The organism is Streptomyces sp. NPDC004647 (assembly GCF_040609575.1).
In the GTDB taxonomy this organism is placed as follows: domain Bacteria; phylum Actinomycetota; class Actinomycetes; order Streptomycetales; family Streptomycetaceae; genus Streptomyces.
Genome location: NZ_JBEXKU010000010.1, coordinates 96,137 through 114,572, shown reverse-complemented (window position 1 = coordinate 114,572; position 18,436 = coordinate 96,137). Strand labels below are relative to the sequence as shown.

Sequence of the window (18,436 nt, the reverse complement as noted above, 5' to 3'; positions counted from 1 at the left end):
CCCCGCCGCCGCGCGGGTCGTCCCGCAGTGCCGTACGGATCCGGCTCCTCGCGGGTGGCCCCGCCCGTCCTCCCCGTGGCCCCGCGAGGCCGCTCACGATCCCTCCTCCACCACGCCCTGCTTCCGCAGGTCCGCGGCCAGCCGGTACAGACCGGAGAGGTCCGCGCCGTCCCCGAGGAACTCCAACTCGTATGTCGGCAGCCCGAGATCGGCGATCTCGTTGCGCTGCTCGCGCTCCAGCCGCAGCCGCTCGGCGTGCTCGCGAGCCTGTTCCAGCAGTGGGTCGACGAGCCGCTCGGCGAGCCCGCCGCGCCGCGCGCCGCCGAGCCCTGCCTGCGAGAGCGCCTTGGCCACGTCGGTACGGCGGTTACCCCCGGCGGCCCGTACGGCGTCCTCGTCCAGGATCCGCGGCCGCACCATGTTGATGACGATCCCGCCCACCGGCAGGCCCGCGGCACGCAGCTCGGCGACACCGTCCGCGGTCTCCTGGACCGGCATCTCCTCCAGCAGCGTCACCATGTGGACCGCCGTCTCGGGGGACTTCAGGACCCGCATGACGGCCTGCGCCTGATTGTGTATCGGGCCGATCCGGGCCAGCCCGGCCACCTCGTCGTTGACATTGAGGAAGCGGGTGATCCGGCCGGTGGGCGGGGCGTCCATGACCACGGAGTCGTAGGCGAACCTGCCGTCCTTGCCCTTGCGGCGCACCGCTTCGCACGCCTTGCCGGTCAGCAGGACGTCCCGCAGGCCGGGGGCGATGGTCGTCGCGAAGTCGATCGCACCGAGCTTCTTCAGCGCGCGGCCCGCGGAGCCCAGCTTGTAGAACATCTGGAGGTAGTCGAGCAGGGCGCGTTCGGCATCGATGGCGAGAGCGTGCACCTCCCCACCGCGTGGAGCGGCCGCGATCTTCCGCTCCTCGTACGGCAGTGCCTCGTTCCCGAAGAGCTGCGCGATGCCCTGCCGGCCCTCGACCTCGACCAGCAAGGTGCGCCGGCCCTCGGTCGCGAGGGCGAGTGCGAGGGCGGCGGCGACCGTGGTCTTGCCGGTGCCGCCCTTGCCACTGACCACATGAAGCCTGCTCATGATTTGGAGCCTAACCAGTCCGGGGGCGGGCTACGCACAAGGCTGTCGGTCGCAGGAGTTACAGTCGGCACCATGACCAAGTGGGAATACTCGACCGTGCCGCTGCTCGTCCACGCAACCAAGCAGATCCTCGACACCTGGGGCGAGGACGGCTGGGAGCTCGTCCAGGTCGTGCCGGGTCCCAACAACCCGGAGCAGCTGGTGGCCTACCTCAAGCGGGAGAAGCAGGCGTGAGTGCCGTCGAGGAGCAGCTCGCCTCGCTGGGGCTGACGCTGCCGGCGGTCGCGGCGCCGCTCGCCTCGTACGTTCCGGCCGTCCGCACCGGGCCGTACGTCTACACCGCCGGCCAGCTGCCGCTGATCGAGGGCAAGCTGGCGGTGACCGGCAAGGTCGGCGCCGAGGTGACGGCCGACGAGGCCAAGGAGCTGGCGCGTACCTGCGCGCTGAACGCGCTGGCCGCGGTGAAGTCGGTCGTCGGTGACCTGGACAAGATCGCTCGGGTCGTGAGGGTCGTCGGCTTCGTCGCCTCCGCTTCGGACTTCACCGGGCAGCCGGGCGTCCTCAACGGAGCGAGTGAGCTGCTGGGCAAGGTGCTGGGCGACAAGGGCGTGCACGCGCGGAGCGCGGTGGGCGTCGCGGTCCTGCCGCTGGACGCACCGGTCGAGGTCGAGATCCAGGTCGAGATCGCGGACGCCTGAGCGGTGGCCGAGCACCGCTGAGCACCGCCTGCCGGGCTGCTGTTCCCGGGAGCAGGCGACGGGGGATCGAGGCAGAGACCGGGGGCCTCTCGAACATCCCCGCGGAAGCGCATAGCATCCGGCCATGTCCCCTACCAATGGCCAGTGGTACCCGCCGGAGTGGCCGGACCGGATCCGGGCACTCACGAGCGGCGAGCTGACGGCGGTGGCCCCGCGACGGGCCGCCACCGTGCTGCTGCTCCGCGACACCGAGTCCGGGACCCGCGTACACATGCTGCGCCGACGCGCCTCCATGGCCTTCGCCGGGGGTGCGTACGCGTATCCGGGCGGCTCCGTGGACCCGCGCGACGAGCGGCCGGTCGGCTGGGCGGGGCCGTCGCTGCCCGAGTGGGCCGCCCGGCTCGGCACCGACGAGGCGGCGGCCCAGGCCATCGTCTGCGCGGCGGTGCGCGAGACCTTCGAGGAAGCGGGAGTACTGCTGGCCGGGTCCTCGGCGGACACGGTGGTCGAGGACACCACGGGGGAGGACTGGGAGGCGGACCGGGCCGCGCTGGTCACCCGCGACCTGTCCTTCGCCGACTTCCTCGCCCGGCGCGGGCTGCTGCTGCGCAGCGATCTGCTGGGCGGCTGGGCGCGCTGGATCACCCCCGAGTTCGAGCCCCGGCGCTACGACACCTGGTTCTTCGTGGCCGCGCTGCCGCAGGGCCAGCGGACCCGTAACGCCTCCACGGAAGCGGATCGTACGGTCTGGATCCGACCCGAGGACGCGGCCGCGGGGTACGACCGGGGCGAGTTGCTGATGATGCCTCCGACCATCTCCACGCTGCGGGAGCTGCAGTCGTACGGCTCGGCCGCCGAGGCGCTGGCCGCCGCGGGGGAGCGTGATCTGGCGCCTGTACTGGCGCGGGCCGAGCTGCGGGACGGCAAGATCGTACTGAGCTGGCCGGGACATGACGAGTTCACCCAGCACGTCTCCCCCGGCACGGGATCGTCGGGCGGAGCCGTGGGATGACGTACGCAGCCTCTCTGCCCGGTCAGCCGCGCGGCGGTGCCATCGAGGGTCCGGCCACGGCGCGGGCCGTGTGCGTCCTGGCGCCGAACCCCTCACCGATGACGCTGGACGGGACCAACACCTGGATCGTCTCCGAGCCGGACTCGGACGTGGCGGTGGTGATCGACCCGGGCCCGCTGGACGAGTCCCATCTGACCGGGGTCGTCGCCGCGGCAGAGCGGGCGGGCAAGCGGATCGCCCTGACACTCCTGACCCACGGCCACCCCGACCATGCGGAGGGGGCGGCCCGCTTCGCGGAACTGACCCGTACAAACGTACGGGCTCTGGACCCGGCGCTGCGGCTCGGTGACGAGGGGCTGGGCGCGGGGGATGTGATCACCACGGGCGGTCTGGAGCTGCGGGTCGTCCCGACCCCCGGGCACACCGCCGACTCGCTCTCCTTCCACCTGCCGGCCGACGCGGCGGTCCTGACGGGCGACACCGTGCTCGGCCGCGGCACAACGGTGGTAGCCCACCCGGACGGGCGGCTCGGGGACTACCTCGACTCCCTGCGGCGGCTGCGGTCGCTGACGGTGGATGACGGTGTGAACGCGGTCCTGCCGGGCCACGGCCCGGTGCTGAACGACGCCCGCGGCGTCATCGAGTTCTACCTCGCCCACCGTGCGAGCCGGCTGGCCCAGGTGGAGACGGCCGTCGAGAACGGCTACCGCACGGCGCCCGAGGTCGTGGCGCAGGTCTACGGGGACGTGGACCGCTCGCTCTGGCCGGCGGCGGAGCTGTCGGTGCGGGCGCAGCTGGACTATCTGGCGGAGCACGGGCTGATCTGACGGGCCCCAGGCTGGATCGGACGGCCTCGGGCTGATCGTCGGGCCCCGGGCCACGCACGTACGCCGTAGGGCCGGGGTGCGCCTCGCCATGCGCGTCCGGGCGACGGGGACGAGCGAGGGGCCCTGCCGTCCGGCAGAGCCCCTCGAAGCTGTCGTGCGGTCCCGTTGGACGCCCGTGCGTCAGCGCGAGCGCTTGGCCAGCCGCTCGACGTCCAGCAGGATCACGGCCCGCGCCTCCAGGCGCAGCCAGCCACGGCCCGCGAAGTCCGCGAGAGCCTTGTTCACCGTCTCGCGGGAAGCGCCGACCAGCTGGGCCAGCTCCTCCTGGGTCAGGTCGTGGACGACATGGATGCCTTCCTCCGACTGGACACCGAAGCGCCGGGAGAGGTCCAGAAGAGCCTTCGCCACGCGGCCGGGCACATCGGAGAAGACCAGGTCGGACATCGAGTCATTGGTACGGCGCAGCCTGCGGGCCACGGCGCGCAGCAGCGCGGTCGCCACCTCGGGCCGGGCATTCAGCCAGGGCTGGAGGTCGCCGTGTCCGAGGCCGAGCAGCTTGACCTCGGTGAGGGCGCTGGCGGTGGCCGTACGCGGGCCGGGGTCGAAGAGGGAGAGCTCACCGATGAGCTCACCGGGGCCGAGGACCGCCAGCATGTTCTCCCGGCCGTCCGGGGAGGTGCGGTGGAGCTTCACCTTGCCCTCGGTGACCACGTAGAGGCGGTCGCCGGGGTCCCCTTCGTGGAACAGGGCCTCGCCCCGGGCGAGGGTGGCCTCGCTCATTGAGGCGCGCAGCTCGGCGGCCTGCTCCTCATCGAGCGCCGCGAAGAGCGGGGCGCGCCGCAGAACGTCGTCCACGAGATCTCTCCTTGTCGACATGGTCAGGGGACCGTGCTCCCCCATAATGCCGGACGGTAAAACTGTGTGATCAAACACAAGTGTGGCCTATCCCTGCCCGAAGCCATACGGCAGGGGTCCGATTGGGCTCCTGTTCACCGGCGGCCGGGGCGGATGTCGGTGCCGGGCCTTAGGCTGGCCGAGTGTCCAATACGCCGGTGAGAGCACAGGGCAAGGGGGCCGGAAGGGTGAGCCGGGCTCAGAATTCCGCTGTGGGCGAACGCGAGCCCGCCAAGAAGAGTAAAACCGCAAAAAGTACAAAAACCAAACCGGAGTCACGGCTCGCGCTCGTCCGCCGGGCCCGCCGCATCAACCGTGAGCTGTCGGAGGTCTACCCGTACGCCCACCCCGAGCTGGACTTCGAGAACCCGTTCCAGCTGCTCGTCGCGACGGTCCTCTCCGCCCAGACGACCGATCTGCGGGTCAACCAGACCACCCCCGACCTTTTCGCCGTGTATCCGGCGCCGGAGGACATGGCCGCGGCCAACCCGGAGGAGCTGGAGCAGATCATCCGCCCCACCGGCTTCTTCCGGGCCAAGGCCAAATCGCTGATCGGGCTGTCCACCGCGCTGCGCGACCGGTTCGGCGGCGAGGTGCCGGGCCGTCTCGAGGACCTGGTCACCCTGCCCGGTGTGGGCCGCAAGACGGCGAACGTGGTGCTCGGCAATGCCTTCGGGGTCCCCGGCATCACCGTCGACACGCACTTCGGACGCCTGGTCCGGCGCTGGAAGTGGACCGAGCAGGAGGACCCGGAGAAGGTCGAGGCCGAGGTCGCCGAGCTGTTCCCGAAGAGCGAGTGGACGATGCTCTCGCACCGGGTCGTCTTCCATGGCCGCAGGGTCTGCCACTCCCGCAAGCCCGCCTGCGGCGCCTGCGCGATCGCGCCCCTCTGCCCCGCGTACGGCGAGGGCGAGACCGACCCGGAGAAGGCCAAGAAGCTGCTGAAGTACGAGCTGGGCGGCGCCCCGGGCCAGCGGCTGAAGCCCCCGCCGGACTACCCGGGCAAGCCGGCTCCGCCGCTGGGGGCGGAGTGAGCGCCGCGGGGGCGAGCCCGGACCGTGAGCCGGACCGGGCGCCGTGGCCCCCGTCTGTCGGCCGCCTTCGGGCGCCCTCAGCGGGCCGGAGCGGGACGTACGCCGGCCCGGACGGGGCCGTGGACGACCGGGACGCCGCCGCGGGCGCGCCCCGGTGCGCAGAAGGCCGCCTATGACGCGCGCGCGGGAGGCCTGCGGCGACGGAACCGTGGTCAGCGCGGACGGGCTGCCCCAGTGGCTGCTGCCGGTGGTCCGGGCGGCGGAGACCGTGGAGCCGCAGCAGCTGAGCCGCTTCCTGCCGCCGGAGTCCGGCGGACGTCCGTCCGCCGTGCTGATCCTCTTCGGCGAGGGCGACGACGGGCCGGAGCTGCTGCTGATGGAGCGGGCCGGCAGTCTGCGGTCGCATGCCGGGCAGCCGTGCTTTCCCGGCGGGGCGCTCGACCCGGAGGACGGTGATCCCAAAACCGTCGGGCCGGTGCGAGCCGCGTTGCGCGAGGCCAGGGAGGAGACCGGACTCGACCCCTCCGGCGTTCAGGTCTTCGGTGTGCTGCCGAGCCTCTACATCCCCGTGAGCGGATTCGTCGTGGCGCCCGTGCTCGGCTGGTGGCGGAGCCCCAGCCCGGTGTCCCCGGTCGACCCGGGGGAGACGGCCCGGGTGTTCACCGTTCCCGTGTCCGATCTCACGGATCCGGCCAACCGCGCCACCACCACCCATCCGAGCGGCCACCGCGGTCCGGCGTTCCTCGTCCGGGATGCCCTGGTCTGGGGGTTCACGGCCGGTGTGATCGACCGGATTCTGCACTTCGCGGGCTGGGAAGAAGCATGGGACCGCACAAAGCAAGTCCCGCTCGACTGGCGTGCATGAGACGGTGTCCCGGTGAATGCGCTGGACATCATGTTGCTGCTCGCCGCCGTGTGGTTCGCGATCATCGGCTACCGACAAGGCTTCGTTGTCGGCATCCTGTCGGTCATCGGCTTCCTCGGCGGCGGCCTCGTCGCGGTCTATCTGCTGCCCGTGATCTGGAACCAGGTCACCGACGACGCCACCCCGGGAACGGGCGCGGCGGTGGCCGCGGTGGTCATCGTGATCATCTGTGCCTCGGTCGGCCAGGCCTTCACCACGCACCTGGGCAACAAGCTGCGCCGGCACATCATCTGGTCACCGGCCCGCGCGCTGGACGCGACCGGAGGCGCGCTGGTCAACGTCGTCGCGATGCTGCTGGTCGCCTGGCTGATCGGCTCCGCACTTGCCGGAACCTCCCTGCCGACGCTCGGCAAGGAGGTCCGTAACTCCAAGGTGCTGCTCGGCGTCTCGCAGGTGGTCCCGCCGTCCACGAACGCCTGGTTCGCGGACTTCAGTTCCGTGCTGGCCCAGAACGGCTTCCCGCAGGTGTTCAGCCCCTTCTCCAGCGAACCGATCACCTCCGTTCCCGCGCCCGACCCCAAGCTCGCCAGCAGCCCGGTCGCCACCCGTGCGCAGCGCAGCATCGTCAAGGTCGTCGGCACCGCCCGCAGCTGCGGCAAGGTCCTGGAGGGCACCGGATTCGTCTTCTCACCGAACCGCGTGATGACGAATGCGCACGTCGTCGGCGGTGTCGACGAGCCGACCGTGCAGATCGGCGGCGAGGGAAGGCTCTACGACGCCCGCGTCGTCCTCTACGACTGGGAGCGCGACATCGCCGTCCTCGACGTCCCCTCGCTGCGGGCGCCGGTGCTCGACTTCACCGAGCGCGACGCGGGCACCGGCGACGGCGCGATCGTCGCGGGCTTCCCGGAGAACGGTGCGTTCGACGTACGGGCGGCGCGCGTCCGAGGCCGTATCCGAGCCAGCGGCCCGGACATATACCACCGCGGCACGGTCCGCCGTGATGTCTACTCCCTCTACGCGACCGTGCGGCAGGGCAACTCCGGCGGCCCGCTGCTCACCCCGGACGGCCGGGTGTACGGCGTGGTCTTCGCCAAGTCACTGGACGACCCGGACACCGGATACGCCCTCACGACGGACGAGGTGCGCGAGGACATCATCAGGGGCCGTACGGCCACCCGGTCGGTGGACAGCGAGGGCTGCGCACTCTAGAGGCGCCTGCGTGCTGTCTGGACAGGCCCGATCTGATGCCCCGACCGGATGCCCTGCACTGACCCCTACGGCGCCACCGGCGCCGGACAGGCGCCGGCGCGCTCAGCCGCGTGGATGGCGAAGCCGCGCCGACACCCAGCGGGCGCGGCGGCGGAGAATACGTGGAATGCCCAACTGAATATCGGCGATCCGCCCTGGATGCCCCGCGACTACCACCCCCTGCGGAGTGCTTCGCGCGGCGGCGCGGCTGCTACGAACTGCGTTGTCCCGGGGAGAAGTCCCCGGACCCCCGGCGTTACGGGAGTCGTGCGTCCAACCCATACCGGGAAGCGTGCCCGTGCCCCAAGGTCGGTAACCGCCTCCGGACCCGCCAATTGGCCTATGCTTCGGGCAATTGGCCGTTTGTCGGAAGTACATGCGAGAAGCGCGGAGGTCAGCGGTCCGGTTCAGGGTCGCGGAGCCAGTTGACCAGTTCGGTCGAGAAGGCGACCGGGTCCTCCTCGTGGGGGAAGTGGCCGAGACCGTCGAACAGCCGCCAGCGGTAGGGCGCCTCCACGTACTGCCCCGAGCCCGCCGCGCTCCGGGTCCGCATCACCGGGTCGAGCGAGCCGTGCAGATGCAGCGTCGGAACCTGTACGGGCCGCTTCATCCGGCGGTTGAACTGGATCCCGTCCGGCCGGGCGATGGACCGCATCATCCACCGGTACGGCTCGATCGAGCAGTGCGCCGTCGAGGGGATGCGCATCGCCCGCTGGTAGGTCTCCACGGCCTCGTCCTCCGGAAGCCGGGGCCCGGACCACTCCCTGATCAGCCGCCCCACCAGCGCCGCGTCGTCCGCGACCAGCCGCCGCTCGGGGATCCATGGCCGCTGGAGGCTCCAGATGTGGCTGCCCGCCGTGCTCTGCTTGGCGTCGCCGATCATCGCCGAGCGCCAGCGCCGAGGGTGCGGCATCGAGGAGACCGCGAGCCGCCGGACCAGCTTCGGCCGCATTACGGCGGCGGTCCAGGCCAGATATCCGCCCAGGTCGTGGCCGACGAGCGCGGCGTCCGGCTCGCCGAGCGAGCGGATCACTCCGGTCACGTCGAGGGCGAGGTTGGCCGGGTCGTAGCCGCGGGGCGTACGGTCGCTGCCGCCGACACCGCGCAGGTCCATGGCGACCGCGCGGAAGCCCGCGTCGGCGAGCGCGGTCAGCTGGTGCCGCCAGGTCCACCAGAACTGCGGGAAGCCGTGCAGCAGCAGTACCAGCGGGCCGTCGCCGGCCTCCGCGATATGGAACCGGGCGCCGTTGGCGGCGACGTCCCGGTGCGTCCAGGGCCCGTCGAGGCGTACGACCGAGGCGTTGGTGTCGGGAGCGGTCATACGGATGAGCGTGTCACAGTCACGCCGACCGGGAGCACATCGGCCGCCGGGCGCGGATGCGGCTTGACGTTCTGCAGTACGGCAGCCGTCTCTTTGGCCGAGGCGATGCTCCGCTGCGGCGGCTTCACCTTCTTGAACTTGGCCATGGCGAAGAGCCCGAGCACCGCGGCGACCAGCAGATGGGCGCCACCCACGATCAGGAAGGACCAGGCCAGGCCGAGCCCGAGGTTGTGGATGCCGTACGCGGCGGCGAAGCTCAGCACCGGCAGGGCGAACAGCGCCAGGATCCCGGCCGCCGTGATCGCACCGCCGCCGATGCCCGCCCGCTTGACGTCCTGGCGGAGCTCCGCCTTGGCCAGGGCGATCTCATCGTGCACCAGGGCGGACATCTCGGCCGTCGCCTCTGCCACCAACTGACCGAGGCTGCGGTCGCCGTCCTGCTCGACTGCACTCATCGCTCATCCCTCTTCTCTTCTGCCGGATTGCCTGCTGCTGGAGTAACTCCCGCCGGGTACCTGCCCGGACTTCTCACCGATTACCGGCCGGTTGCCCTCAGATCATGCCGGACTGTCGTCTCCCGCGCTTCCGGCGGCCACTTCGGCAAGCCGTCGGTGCTCGGCGGCCTTCGCCTCGTGGATGGCGGCCATCCGCAGGTGGTACTCCGGCTTGTCCAGCTCGTAGATGTCGGGGATGCCGTCCTCGTCCTCGTCGCGGTCCTCCTCCGCGCACAGCCTCCGGTACTTGACGTCGCGCATCTTGAGCAGCGTGCTCGCGACGACCGCCGCGATCAGCGAGCCGATCAGTACGGCCGCTTTGACCTCGCCGGTGAGCAGCGGGTCGTCGGGGAAGGCGAGTTCGCCGATGAGGAGCGAGACGGTGAAGCCGATGCCGGCGAGCGAGGCGACCGCGAACACGTCCGCCCAGGCGAGATCCTCGTTGAGCTCGGCTCTGGTGAAGCGGGCGGCGAGCCACGAGCCGCCGAACACGCCGATGGTCTTGCCGAGGACGAGGCCGAGGACCACTCCCAGCGGTTCGGGTGTGGTGAAGACATCGCCGATGGACTTCCCGGATACCGCCACACCGGCCGCGAAGAGGGCGAACAGTGGCACCGCGAGGCCGGCCGAGAGGGGCCGTACGAGGTGCTCGATGCGTTCCGCGGGGGAGTGCTTCTCGCCCTCCCGGACCGTGCAGCGCAGCATCAGGCCCATGGCGACGCCGGCGACGGTGGCGTGCACCCCGCTGGCGTGCATCAAGGCCCAGATCACCGCGGCGAGCGGGACAAAGAGGTACCAGCCCCGTACGTCCTTGTGGTGCAGGAACCAGAAGAGGACGAGACCCACGAGGGAGAGGCCCAGCGCCAAGAAGTCGATCTCGGTGGTGAAGAAGACCGCGATGATCAGGATCGCGAAGAGATCGTCGACGACGGCGAGGGTGAGCAGGAAGGCGCGCAGCGCGGACGGCAGGGAGGTGCCGATGACCGCCAGGACGGCGAGCGCGAAGGCGATGTCGGTGGCGGTCGGCACCGCCCAGCCGCTCATGCTGCCGTCGCCGCCCGCGTTCACGATCACATAGAAGAGGGCCGGGACCGCCATCCCGCAGGCCGCAGCGACGACCGGGAGGGCCGCGGCCCTGGGGTCGCGCAATTCGCCCGCGACCAGTTCGCGCTTGAGTTCGATGCCTGCGACGAAGAAGAAGATGGTGAGCAGGCCATCCTTGGCCCACGAGGCGACCGAGAGGTTCAGATGCAGTGATCCGGGCCCCGCACGGAAGTCCCTGACGTCCTCGTAGAAGTCGCTGAGGGGGGTGTTCGCCAGGATGAGCGCGGCGATCGCGGCGACCAGCAGGAGGACGCCACCGACGGTCTCGGTGCGCAGCGCATCCGTCAGGAACGTCCGCTCCGGGAGCGACAGGCGTCCAAGAAATTTACGGTGGTTGGGCGCGGCCACGGATACGACCTCCGGTCGGGTTCGGCACAGAAGGCTCCCGTCGTACGGCTGAAGCACGTGCCGACCAGACGTCCCGGCGCACCCTGAATCTTTTGTCGCGATATCGACAAACGCAAACGATCATTTACCCGGCGGCGCGAAGGGCTGCCCGGGCCTCACTTTACGTGCCTACGGGGCGCCCGGTCGTAACCGAGCACCCCGTAGGTGTGTGCAGGGCGCGAAGCGCCAGGGCCGTTCCGCTCAGTCCTCTGAGGCGCCCGGCAGCTTGTTCTGGATGAGCTCCATCACGGACGAGTCCGTGAGCGTGGTGACGTCACCGAGCGCCCGGTTTTCGGCGACATCGCGCAGCAGCCGACGCATGATCTTGCCGGAGCGGGTCTTGGGCAGCTCGGCCACCGGCAGGATCCGCCGGGGCTTGGCGATCGGGCCGAGCGCCTTGGCGACGTGCGACCGCAACTCCTCGACCAGTCCTTCATCCTCGGAGGCGGTGCCACGCAGGATGACGAAGGCACAGATGGCCTGGGTGGTCTGCGGGTCGGTGGCGCCGACAACCGCGGCCTCGGCGACCTTCGGATGGGAGACCAGCGCCGACTCGACCTCGGTGGTCGAGATGTTGTGGCCGGACACCAGCATCACGTCGTCGACCCGGCCGAGCAGCCAGATGTCGCCGTCGTCGTCCTTCTTGGCGCCGTCACCCGCGAAGTAGCGGCCCTCGAAGCGCGACCAGTAGGTGTCGAGGTAGCGCTGGTCGTCGCCCCAGATGGTGCGGAGCATCGCGGGCCACGGCTCGGTGAGGACCAGATAGCCGCCGGCGCCGTCCGGCACCTCGATCGCGTCGTCGTCGACCACGGTCGCGGAGATGCCGGGGAGAGCGCGCTGGGCCGAGCCCGGCTTCGTCTCGGTGACCCCCGGCAGCGGGCTGATCATGATGCCGCCGGTCTCGGTCTGCCACCAGGTGTCGACGACGGGCGTGCGGTCTGCGCCGATGTTCTTGCGATACCAGATCCAGGCCTCGGGGTTGATCGGCTCACCCACCGAGCCCAGGATGCGGAGCGAGGACAGGTCGAACTTGGCGGGGATGTCGTCACCCCACTTCATGCAGGCACGGATCGCGGTCGGCGCCGTGTAGAGGACCGTGACGCCGTACTTCTGCACGATCTCCCACCAGCGGCCCTGGTGCGGGGTGTCGGGAGTGCCCTCATAGAGCACCTCGGTTCCGCCGTTGGAGAGCGGCCCGTAGACGATGTACGAGTGACCGGTGACCCAGCCGACATCGGCGGTGCACCAGTAGACGTCCGACTCCGGCTTGAGGTCGAACACCGCGTTGTGGGTGTACGACACCTGGGTGAGGTAGCCACCGGTGGTGTGCAGGATGCCCTTGGGCTTCCCGGTCGTGCCGGAGGTGTAGAGGATGAAGAGCGGGTGCTCGGCGTCGAACGCCTCCGGGGTGTGCTGGTCCGGCTGGCGGTCCACCAGTTCGTGCCACCACACGTCGCGGCCCGAAGTCCAGGCCGTGTCCTGGCCCGTACGGCGGACGACGAGGACGCTGCGGACGTTCTCCGTGCCGGCCTTGCCCAGCGCCTCGTCGACGGCCGGCTTGAGCGCGGAGGGCTTGCCGCGCCGGTAGCCGCCGTCGGCGGTGATGACGACGCGGGCGTCGGCGTCATGGATGCGGGTGGCGAGCGCGTCGGCGGAGAAACCGCCGAAGACGACCGAGTGCGGGGCGCCGATGCGGGCGCAGGCCAGCATCGCGACGACCGTCTCCGGGATCATCGGCATGTAGACGGCGACCCGGTCACCGGCCTCGACACCCAGCTCGGTGAGGGCGTTGGCGGCTTTGGAGACCTCGCGCTGGAGCTCGGCGTAGGTGAGGGAGCGGGCGTCGCCGGGCTCCCCCTCGAAGTGCAGGGCCACCCGGTCGCCGAGGCCGTTCTCGACGTGCCGGTCCACGCAGTTGTACGCGACGTTGAGCTTGCCGTCGGCGAACCACTTGGCGAACGGCGGATTGGTCCAGTCGAGGGTCTCGGAGGGTTCGGTGGCCCAGGTCAGCCGACGGGCCTGCTCGGCCCAGAAGCCCAACCGATCAGCCTTGGCCTGCTCATACGCCTCCGCCGTGACGTTGGCGTCGGCGGCCAGGCCGGCAGGCGGCGCGAACCTCCGCTCCTCCTTCAGCAGATTGGCCAGGCTTTCGTTGCTCACGGCATCTCCCATTCCCAGGGTGGCCTATATGTCCCAGGCCATAGCTCATCAGTCCCCCGGCCAGGTGACAAGGGCCTTCCGGGAATTGGTTTAGACCTGTGTGGCGCCGAGGTGCCTGGCCCGGCTGGTGTCACCTACCCCGGTGCGGCCCGGTTCACCGGCCCGCACCGGATCGCGGCCTCAGGCCAGGCTTTGCTCGTCGGCCGTCGGGCTCACCCGTGCGAAGACCTCCTCACCCTCGTCGAGGAGATAGGCCTGGGCCTCCCCGACATGGAAGTACATGCCGTGCAGCTCCAGGGATCCTTCGGCCACCCGGCGCGCCACGGCCTCATGGGCCGCCAGATGCTGCAACTGCTGCACCACATTGGTCAGGCAGAGCTGCTCGACATCGTCTTCGACGGGCCGGCCGGCGATCCTCCACCGGACTCCGTCAGGGGGATGGCCGCCCGCGCCCTGCAGGCCCCTCATCCGCTCCAGGCTGGGCAGGCCGTGCCGCAACCAGCGCATCAGCGGAGTCGGCGGCCCGCCCGGCGACGAACCCAGCAGTGCCTGCATCGCACCGCAGCCGGAGTGCCCGCACACCGTGATGCTGCTGACCTTCAGCACGTCCACGGCGTACTCGATCGCGGCGGCCACCGAGTCGTCCGTGGTCTCGGCACCCGGCAGCGGCACCAGGTTGCCCACATTCCGTACGGTGAACAGGTCACCCGGACCGCTTGAGGTGATCATGCTGGTGACCAGCCGGGAGTCAGCACAGGTCAGGAACAGCTGCGAGGGGCGCTGACCCTCACGGGCGAGTCGGGCCAGTTCCTCACGCACCAGCGGCGCGGTGTTCCGCTGGAATGCGCTCAGGCCGCTCGCCAGTTGGCCGCTGCCGACCTTCGGCCGTCCGGGGGACTGCGCAAGAGTGCAGGTGTGGTTGCGCCAGGGCGTCCAGGGTCGGCAGCCGTGCGGGGAAGGAGGCTCGGCGATGCGCTGTCCGGCCCGTCCGCAGACCGTGACCGTGCCGCCGAGAGCGGTGTGCGCATCCTGCCAGTGCTGCAACGTCTCGTACGCCGCGTGGTCCATGAAGGAACCGTCCAGCTCCACCACCACGGTGGATCCGTCCGGTACCTGCCCCAGGGAACGGCTCAACCGTGGCACCGCGAGGAACGTCAACTGGCCCCGGACCTGCACCCGATGGGCACCGTCCGGGCCCTCTCCGAGTGTGATGCGGGTATGCGCCAGCCGGTGCAGAGCCAGTGCCACGGCGACCGCGATCCCGGCCACCACACCTTCCAGCACCCCCATCAGCAGCACGCCCGCGACCGTCGCCGCGTAGACCGGGAACTCCCGGTGCATGTGCACGTTGCGGATATGGGCGAAGCTGACCATTTGCACGCCGACCACCATCACCAGCGCCGCGAGCGCGGCCAGCGGGATGAACTCCAGTGCCGGTACCAGCAGCCCGGCCGCCAGCAGCACCCACACGCCGTGCAGCACGTTGGAGCCGCGGCTCACGGCCCCCGCACGTACGTTGGCCGAACTGCGCACCGCGCCACCGGAGACCGGCAGCCCGCCGAGCAGACCGGACACGGCATTGGCGATGCCCTGGCCGCGCAGCTCCCGGTCGAGGTCGGAGCGGGGCACGGCGGGGCCCGGGCGGTCGGCGGTGAGCTTGTCCACGGCAACGGCGGACAGCAGCGACTCGAGGCTTGCCACGAGCATCACCGTGAGCACCGCGGCTGCCAGTCCCAGCAGCGCGCCGTGGGGCGGCTCCGGCAGGATGTGCGCCCGCCAGGAGGGCAGATCGACATGGCTCAGCCCCGGTGCGGCCACTGCCGCAACGCCGGTTGCCAGGGCCACCGAGGCGAGCGCCGCGGGCACATGGCGCAGCGCATGGCCCGTACGCCCCGGAAGGCGCGGCCACAGCACCAGGACGGCGACGGTGAGTATCCCGATGGCAGGCGCCGCGGGGCTGAGATCGGCCAATTGTCCGGGTAGCGCACGGGCGTTGTCGATCGCCCTGCTCTGCGGCTCGCCACCGAGAACGACATGGAGCTGGCCCAGAGCGAGGGCGACACCGATCCCGGCCAGGGTGCCGTGCACGATGGCCGGGCTCACGGCCAGCGCGCTGCGCGCCACCTGCAGAGTGCCGAGGACGAGTTGGAGGAGACCCGCACAAATCGTGATCGCACAGGTGGTGCGCCAGCCGTAGACCTGGATCAGTTCGGCGGTGACGACGGTCAGGCCGGCTGACGGGCCGCTGACTTGGAGCGGGGTGCCGCCCAGCAGCCCCCCGAGAATGCCGCCGACCGCCGCGGCGACGAGACCGGCCTGCAGTGGGGCATCGATGGCGACGGCGAGTCCGAGGGACATCGGGACCGCGATCAGGAAGACCGTGATCGACGCTGAGAGATCGGCGGGCCGGATGCGGAAGCCCCCGGGGGAACGGCGGTGGCCCGGGGGAGGATTCGGATCCTGCGGAATCCGGTCAATCCGTTTTGCTCGGGCGAATCGATAGGCACGAGAGGGGCGGTCGATGCGCGTGGGCGTACATGCAGACATGGTTCCCGTCTCCTCCGGGGCGGCGCGGTCGCGGTCAAGCGCGGCCGTGGGTCACGGCGTACAGCGGCGGGATGGCGGATCGCCCGGCTTCGGCACGGTGGTGGCTGCCCTGGCGATCCTCAACTGTCGGTAAACGAATCGTAATGCAAGGTAAAGAACAAGACGAGATTTTCTAGGCCAAATGGGCATTGATTACATCTATCGAGTGAATTTGTATGTTTTACAGCTTGTCGTTTTATTCCTCCTTCCTGGTCATGCGAGGTTGGTGCGCGCTGAGTCGGCCCTGCACAAGCCCGAGGAAAGAGGTGGCTCATGGCAGTCGTACGGAGAGTGATCCTGGGTGTCGCCACATCGGCGGTGACCCTGGCGGTGGCCGGATGCTCCAGCGGTGTGGCGACGAAGCCCGGCGCCACCGAGGCGCAGAAACGTTCCTCCGCCCCCAAGGGCGCGGCCGCGGACAAGGTCCGAGTGATCGGAGACGGTTCAACCGTCGACACCGGCCGGCAGCCCCTTCAGCCCGCGGTCCGGAAGCTGGTACCGGGCCAACAGCCCCCGCAGTTCGTGGTTTTCTCCTGGGACGGCGCGGGCGAGGACAACCAGAGACTCTTCTCGCACTTCCGCGAGGTCGGCAAGAAGTACGACGCGAAGATGACGTACTTCCTCAGCGCCGTGTACCTGCTGCCGCACGAGAAGCGGGAGCTCTACGCCCCACCGAGACACCGACCCGGCGCCTCGGACATCGGTTTCAACAACATCAGGGGAATCAGGGACACCCTGAAGCAGATCCGCGGTGCCTGGCAGGACGGCAACGAGATCGGCACCCACTTCAACGGTCACTTCTGCGGTGCCAACGGCGGTGTCGGCACCTGGTCCTCCGAGGAGTGGAAGAGCGAGATCACGCAGGCCGAGGGGTTCGTCAAGAACTGGAGGACGAACGCCGGCCTCAAGAACGCCGAATCGCTGCCCTTCGACTACAGCAAGGAGCTGGTCGGTGGCCGCGCCCCGTGTCTCGAGGGCCAGCGGAATCTGATCCCCGCCGCGAAGGAGATGGGTTTCCGCTACGACGCCAGCTCCCGGGGGGGCCGCCAGGTCTGGCCGAGCAAGATCGATGGGATCTGGGACTTTCCGCTTCAGGAGATCCCGATGCCCGGCCGCACCTTCGAAACACTGTCGATGGACTACAACTTCCTGGCGAACCAGTCCGGCACGGTGAACGGCGACCCCTCGCGGCACGCCGCCTGGGGAGAGCAGATGCGCGACGGTCTGCGCCAGGCCTTCGACCGGGCGTACAACGGCAACCGTGCCCCGCTGTTCATCGGAAACCACTTCGAGTCCTGGAACGGTGGCACGTATATGCGCGCCGTCGAGGACACCATCAAGTCGATCTGCCCCCAGGAAGGCGTGCGTTGTGTGACCTTCAAGCAGCTCGCCGACTGGCTGGACGCGCAGGATCCGCAGGTGCTGGAGAGGCTTCGCACCCTGGGTGTCGGCAAGAAGCCGGCGGAGGGCTGGGAGGCCTTTCTCTCCGCGCAGCCCGTTGCTCCTGCGGGGCCCCAGGCCCAGGCGAAGCCGGAGTCGCCGGCCAAGCGGTAGGTGTCCCGGAGTGGTCCCCCGGCCTCCGTGGCGCTCCACGCTTCCGCGGGGGCGGTGCTCGTGCTTCCCCGGCGCGCAGACCGCGCCGGGGAAGCACGAGCGGCCGGGTCCGGGCGCGCGGCCGGTCCCATCAGCCGTGCGGTGAGTGCCTGCGGTCGGCGGCGTCAGGCCGGCTGGGGGGCGGCAGCCAGGCTCTCCTCCAGGGCGAAGGCCGGGTCGACCTGGGCTGCCAGATCGGCGCCCGTTTTCGCGTTCCCCCAGCTCTCCGCATTCTTGAGATGAAAGTGGACCATCTGTCGGTTATAGCGCTCCCAGTTGCGCCGCCCGTACGCGCTGTCGGCGGCGTCGTGCAGAGTTCGCAGGGCGGCGCGGTTGGCGGGCTCGAGGTGGTCGAAACGCTGCGGGCGGCCCTTCTCCATCGTCCGGACCCAGTCCGAGTGGCCGACGGTGACCAGCAGGTCATCGCCCACCTCGTCGCGGAGAAACGCAAGATCGTCCGCTCCCTGCACCTTGTTGCCGATCACGCGCAGGGCGACGCCGAAGTCACAGGCGTACTCCTTGTACTGGCGGTAGACCGCAATGCCCTTGCGGGTCGGCTCCGCCACCAGGAAGGTCATATCGAAGCGGGTGAACATCCCCGACGCGAAGGAGTCGGAGCCCGCCGTCATATCGACGACGACGTACTCGTCGCGGCCGTCCACGAGGTGGTTCAGGCACAGCTCGACCGCGCCGACCTTGGAGTGGTAGCAGGCCACGCCGAGGTCGGACTCGGTGAACGGCCCGGTCACCATCAGCCGTACGCCGTGGTTGTCCTCGAGCTCCACGGTCCGGGCACAGGCGGCGTAGACCGGGTTGTCCTCGCTGATCCGCAGCAGGCGCGATCCCTCGCCCGGCGGAGTCGTCTTGATCATGGTCTCGGCAGAGGCGATACGCGGATTCGTACCGCGCAGATAGTTCTTGATCAGCGGTAGTCGGGCGCCCATGGCGGGCAGCTCGGCGGCCGTCGTCTCGTCGAGGCCGAGGGCCGGTCCCAGGTGTTGATTGATATCGGCGTCCACCGCGATCACGGGGACGCGGGAGGCTGCGAGGTGGCGGATGAACAGCGAGGACAGCGTGGTCTTGCCGCTGCCGCCCTTCCCTACGAAAGCGATCTTCATGTTCACCAA

17 protein-coding genes are annotated in these 18,436 nt (G+C 70.1%); 8 read left to right on the top strand and 9 right to left on the bottom strand.

Translation table 11 applies throughout. The annotated features are described in order from the left end of the window. Positions 1 to 93: 93 nt before the first annotated feature. Positions 94 to 1,083, bottom strand: coding sequence for an ArsA-related P-loop ATPase (locus ABZW18_RS06970; RefSeq protein ID WP_356183161.1), 990 nt, complete (start codon positions 1,081 to 1,083; stop codon positions 94 to 96). 72 nt (positions 1,084 to 1,155) lie between these two features. Here ABZW18_RS06970 and ABZW18_RS06965 point away from each other — a divergent pair, with 72 nt between their 5' ends. The 4 genes from ABZW18_RS06965 to ABZW18_RS06950 all read left to right on the top strand — a co-directional run bounded on the left by ABZW18_RS06965 (position 1,156) and on the right by ABZW18_RS06950 (position 3,620). After that, positions 1,156 to 1,317: a DUF4177 domain-containing protein gene (locus ABZW18_RS06965; RefSeq protein ID WP_019355547.1), complete on the top strand. Its 162-nt coding sequence runs from the start codon at positions 1,156 to 1,158 to the stop codon at positions 1,315 to 1,317. Continuing rightward, positions 1,314 to 1,781, top strand: a complete 468-nt coding sequence (locus ABZW18_RS06960; protein ID WP_356183158.1) for a RidA family protein — start codon at positions 1,314 to 1,316, stop codon at positions 1,779 to 1,781. The genes ABZW18_RS06965 and ABZW18_RS06960 overlap by 4 nt, the downstream gene beginning before the upstream one ends. 124 nt (positions 1,782 to 1,905) lie before the next feature. Further along, positions 1,906 to 2,793, top strand: a complete 888-nt coding sequence (locus ABZW18_RS06955) for an NUDIX hydrolase (protein WP_356183155.1) — start codon at positions 1,906 to 1,908, stop codon at positions 2,791 to 2,793. Continuing rightward, complete coding sequence (locus ABZW18_RS06950; protein WP_356183152.1) at positions 2,790 to 3,620, top strand: MBL fold metallo-hydrolase; 831 nt, start codon at positions 2,790 to 2,792, stop codon at positions 3,618 to 3,620. The genes ABZW18_RS06955 and ABZW18_RS06950 overlap by 4 nt, the downstream gene beginning before the upstream one ends. Before the next feature lie 180 nt (positions 3,621 to 3,800). On the opposite strand, the gene ABZW18_RS06945 is transcribed toward ABZW18_RS06950, so the two are convergent. Continuing rightward, a complete protein-coding gene (locus tag ABZW18_RS06945; RefSeq protein WP_356183149.1) occupies positions 3,801 to 4,475 on the bottom strand; it encodes a Crp/Fnr family transcriptional regulator in 675 nt (224 codons plus the stop codon). Positions 4,476 to 4,726: 251 nt separating this feature from the next. Here ABZW18_RS06945 and nth point away from each other — a divergent pair, with 251 nt between their 5' ends. The 3 genes from nth (at position 4,727) to ABZW18_RS06930 (ending at position 7,625) form a co-directional block, all read left to right on the top strand. Then, a complete protein-coding gene (gene nth, locus ABZW18_RS06940; RefSeq protein ID WP_356183146.1) occupies positions 4,727 to 5,548 on the top strand; it encodes an endonuclease III in 822 nt (273 codons plus the stop codon). A gap of 172 nt (positions 5,549 to 5,720) precedes the next feature. Beyond that, positions 5,721 to 6,413, top strand: a complete 693-nt coding sequence (locus ABZW18_RS06935) for a CoA pyrophosphatase (RefSeq protein ID WP_356183143.1) — start codon at positions 5,721 to 5,723, stop codon at positions 6,411 to 6,413. 12 nt (positions 6,414 to 6,425) lie between these two features. Beyond that, entirely contained in the window at positions 6,426 to 7,625 is a 1,200-nt protein-coding gene (locus tag ABZW18_RS06930) for a MarP family serine protease (RefSeq protein ID WP_356183141.1), read from the top strand. A gap of 102 nt (positions 7,626 to 7,727) precedes the next feature. On the opposite strand, the gene ABZW18_RS06925 is transcribed toward ABZW18_RS06930, so the two are convergent. The 6 genes from ABZW18_RS06925 to ABZW18_RS06900 all read right to left on the bottom strand — a co-directional run bounded on the left by ABZW18_RS06925 (position 7,728) and on the right by ABZW18_RS06900 (position 15,677). After that, the gene (locus ABZW18_RS06925; protein WP_356183139.1) at positions 7,728 to 7,946 is read right to left on the bottom strand and encodes a hypothetical protein; all 219 of its coding nucleotides are present in this window, start codon (positions 7,944 to 7,946) and stop codon (positions 7,728 to 7,730) included. Between the two features lie 112 nt (positions 7,947 to 8,058). After that, entirely contained in the window at positions 8,059 to 8,985 is a 927-nt protein-coding gene (locus ABZW18_RS06920) for an alpha/beta hydrolase (RefSeq protein WP_356183136.1), read from the bottom strand. Next, the gene (locus ABZW18_RS06915; RefSeq protein WP_356183134.1) at positions 8,982 to 9,440 is read right to left on the bottom strand and encodes a phage holin family protein; all 459 of its coding nucleotides are present in this window, start codon (positions 9,438 to 9,440) and stop codon (positions 8,982 to 8,984) included. Before ABZW18_RS06915 ends, ABZW18_RS06920 begins: the two co-directional genes overlap by 4 nt. 102 nt (positions 9,441 to 9,542) lie before the next feature. Then, positions 9,543 to 10,931, bottom strand: coding sequence for a Na+/H+ antiporter NhaA (nhaA, locus tag ABZW18_RS06910; protein ID WP_356183131.1), 1,389 nt, complete (start codon positions 10,929 to 10,931; stop codon positions 9,543 to 9,545). Positions 10,932 to 11,171: 240 nt separating this feature from the next. Then, on the bottom strand, positions 11,172 to 13,130 hold the full coding sequence (acs, locus tag ABZW18_RS06905; protein WP_356183128.1) for an acetate--CoA ligase: 1,959 nt from the start codon (positions 13,128 to 13,130) through the stop codon (positions 11,172 to 11,174). Positions 13,131 to 13,310: 180 nt separating this feature from the next. Continuing rightward, on the bottom strand, positions 13,311 to 15,677 hold the full coding sequence (locus ABZW18_RS06900) for a SulP family inorganic anion transporter (RefSeq protein WP_356183126.1): 2,367 nt from the start codon (positions 15,675 to 15,677) through the stop codon (positions 13,311 to 13,313). 312 nt (positions 15,678 to 15,989) lie between these two features. Between ABZW18_RS06900 and ABZW18_RS06895 the strand changes: the two genes are divergently transcribed. Beyond that, positions 15,990 to 17,270: a hypothetical protein gene (locus ABZW18_RS06895; RefSeq protein WP_356183123.1), complete on the top strand. Its 1,281-nt coding sequence runs from the start codon at positions 15,990 to 15,992 to the stop codon at positions 17,268 to 17,270. A 164-nt stretch (positions 17,271 to 17,434) separates the two neighbouring features. Here ABZW18_RS06895 and ABZW18_RS06890 read toward each other — a convergent pair whose 3' ends face one another. Then, entirely contained in the window at positions 17,435 to 18,427 is a 993-nt protein-coding gene (locus ABZW18_RS06890; protein WP_356183120.1) for an ATP-binding protein, read from the bottom strand. Positions 18,428 to 18,436 lie beyond the last annotated feature (9 nt).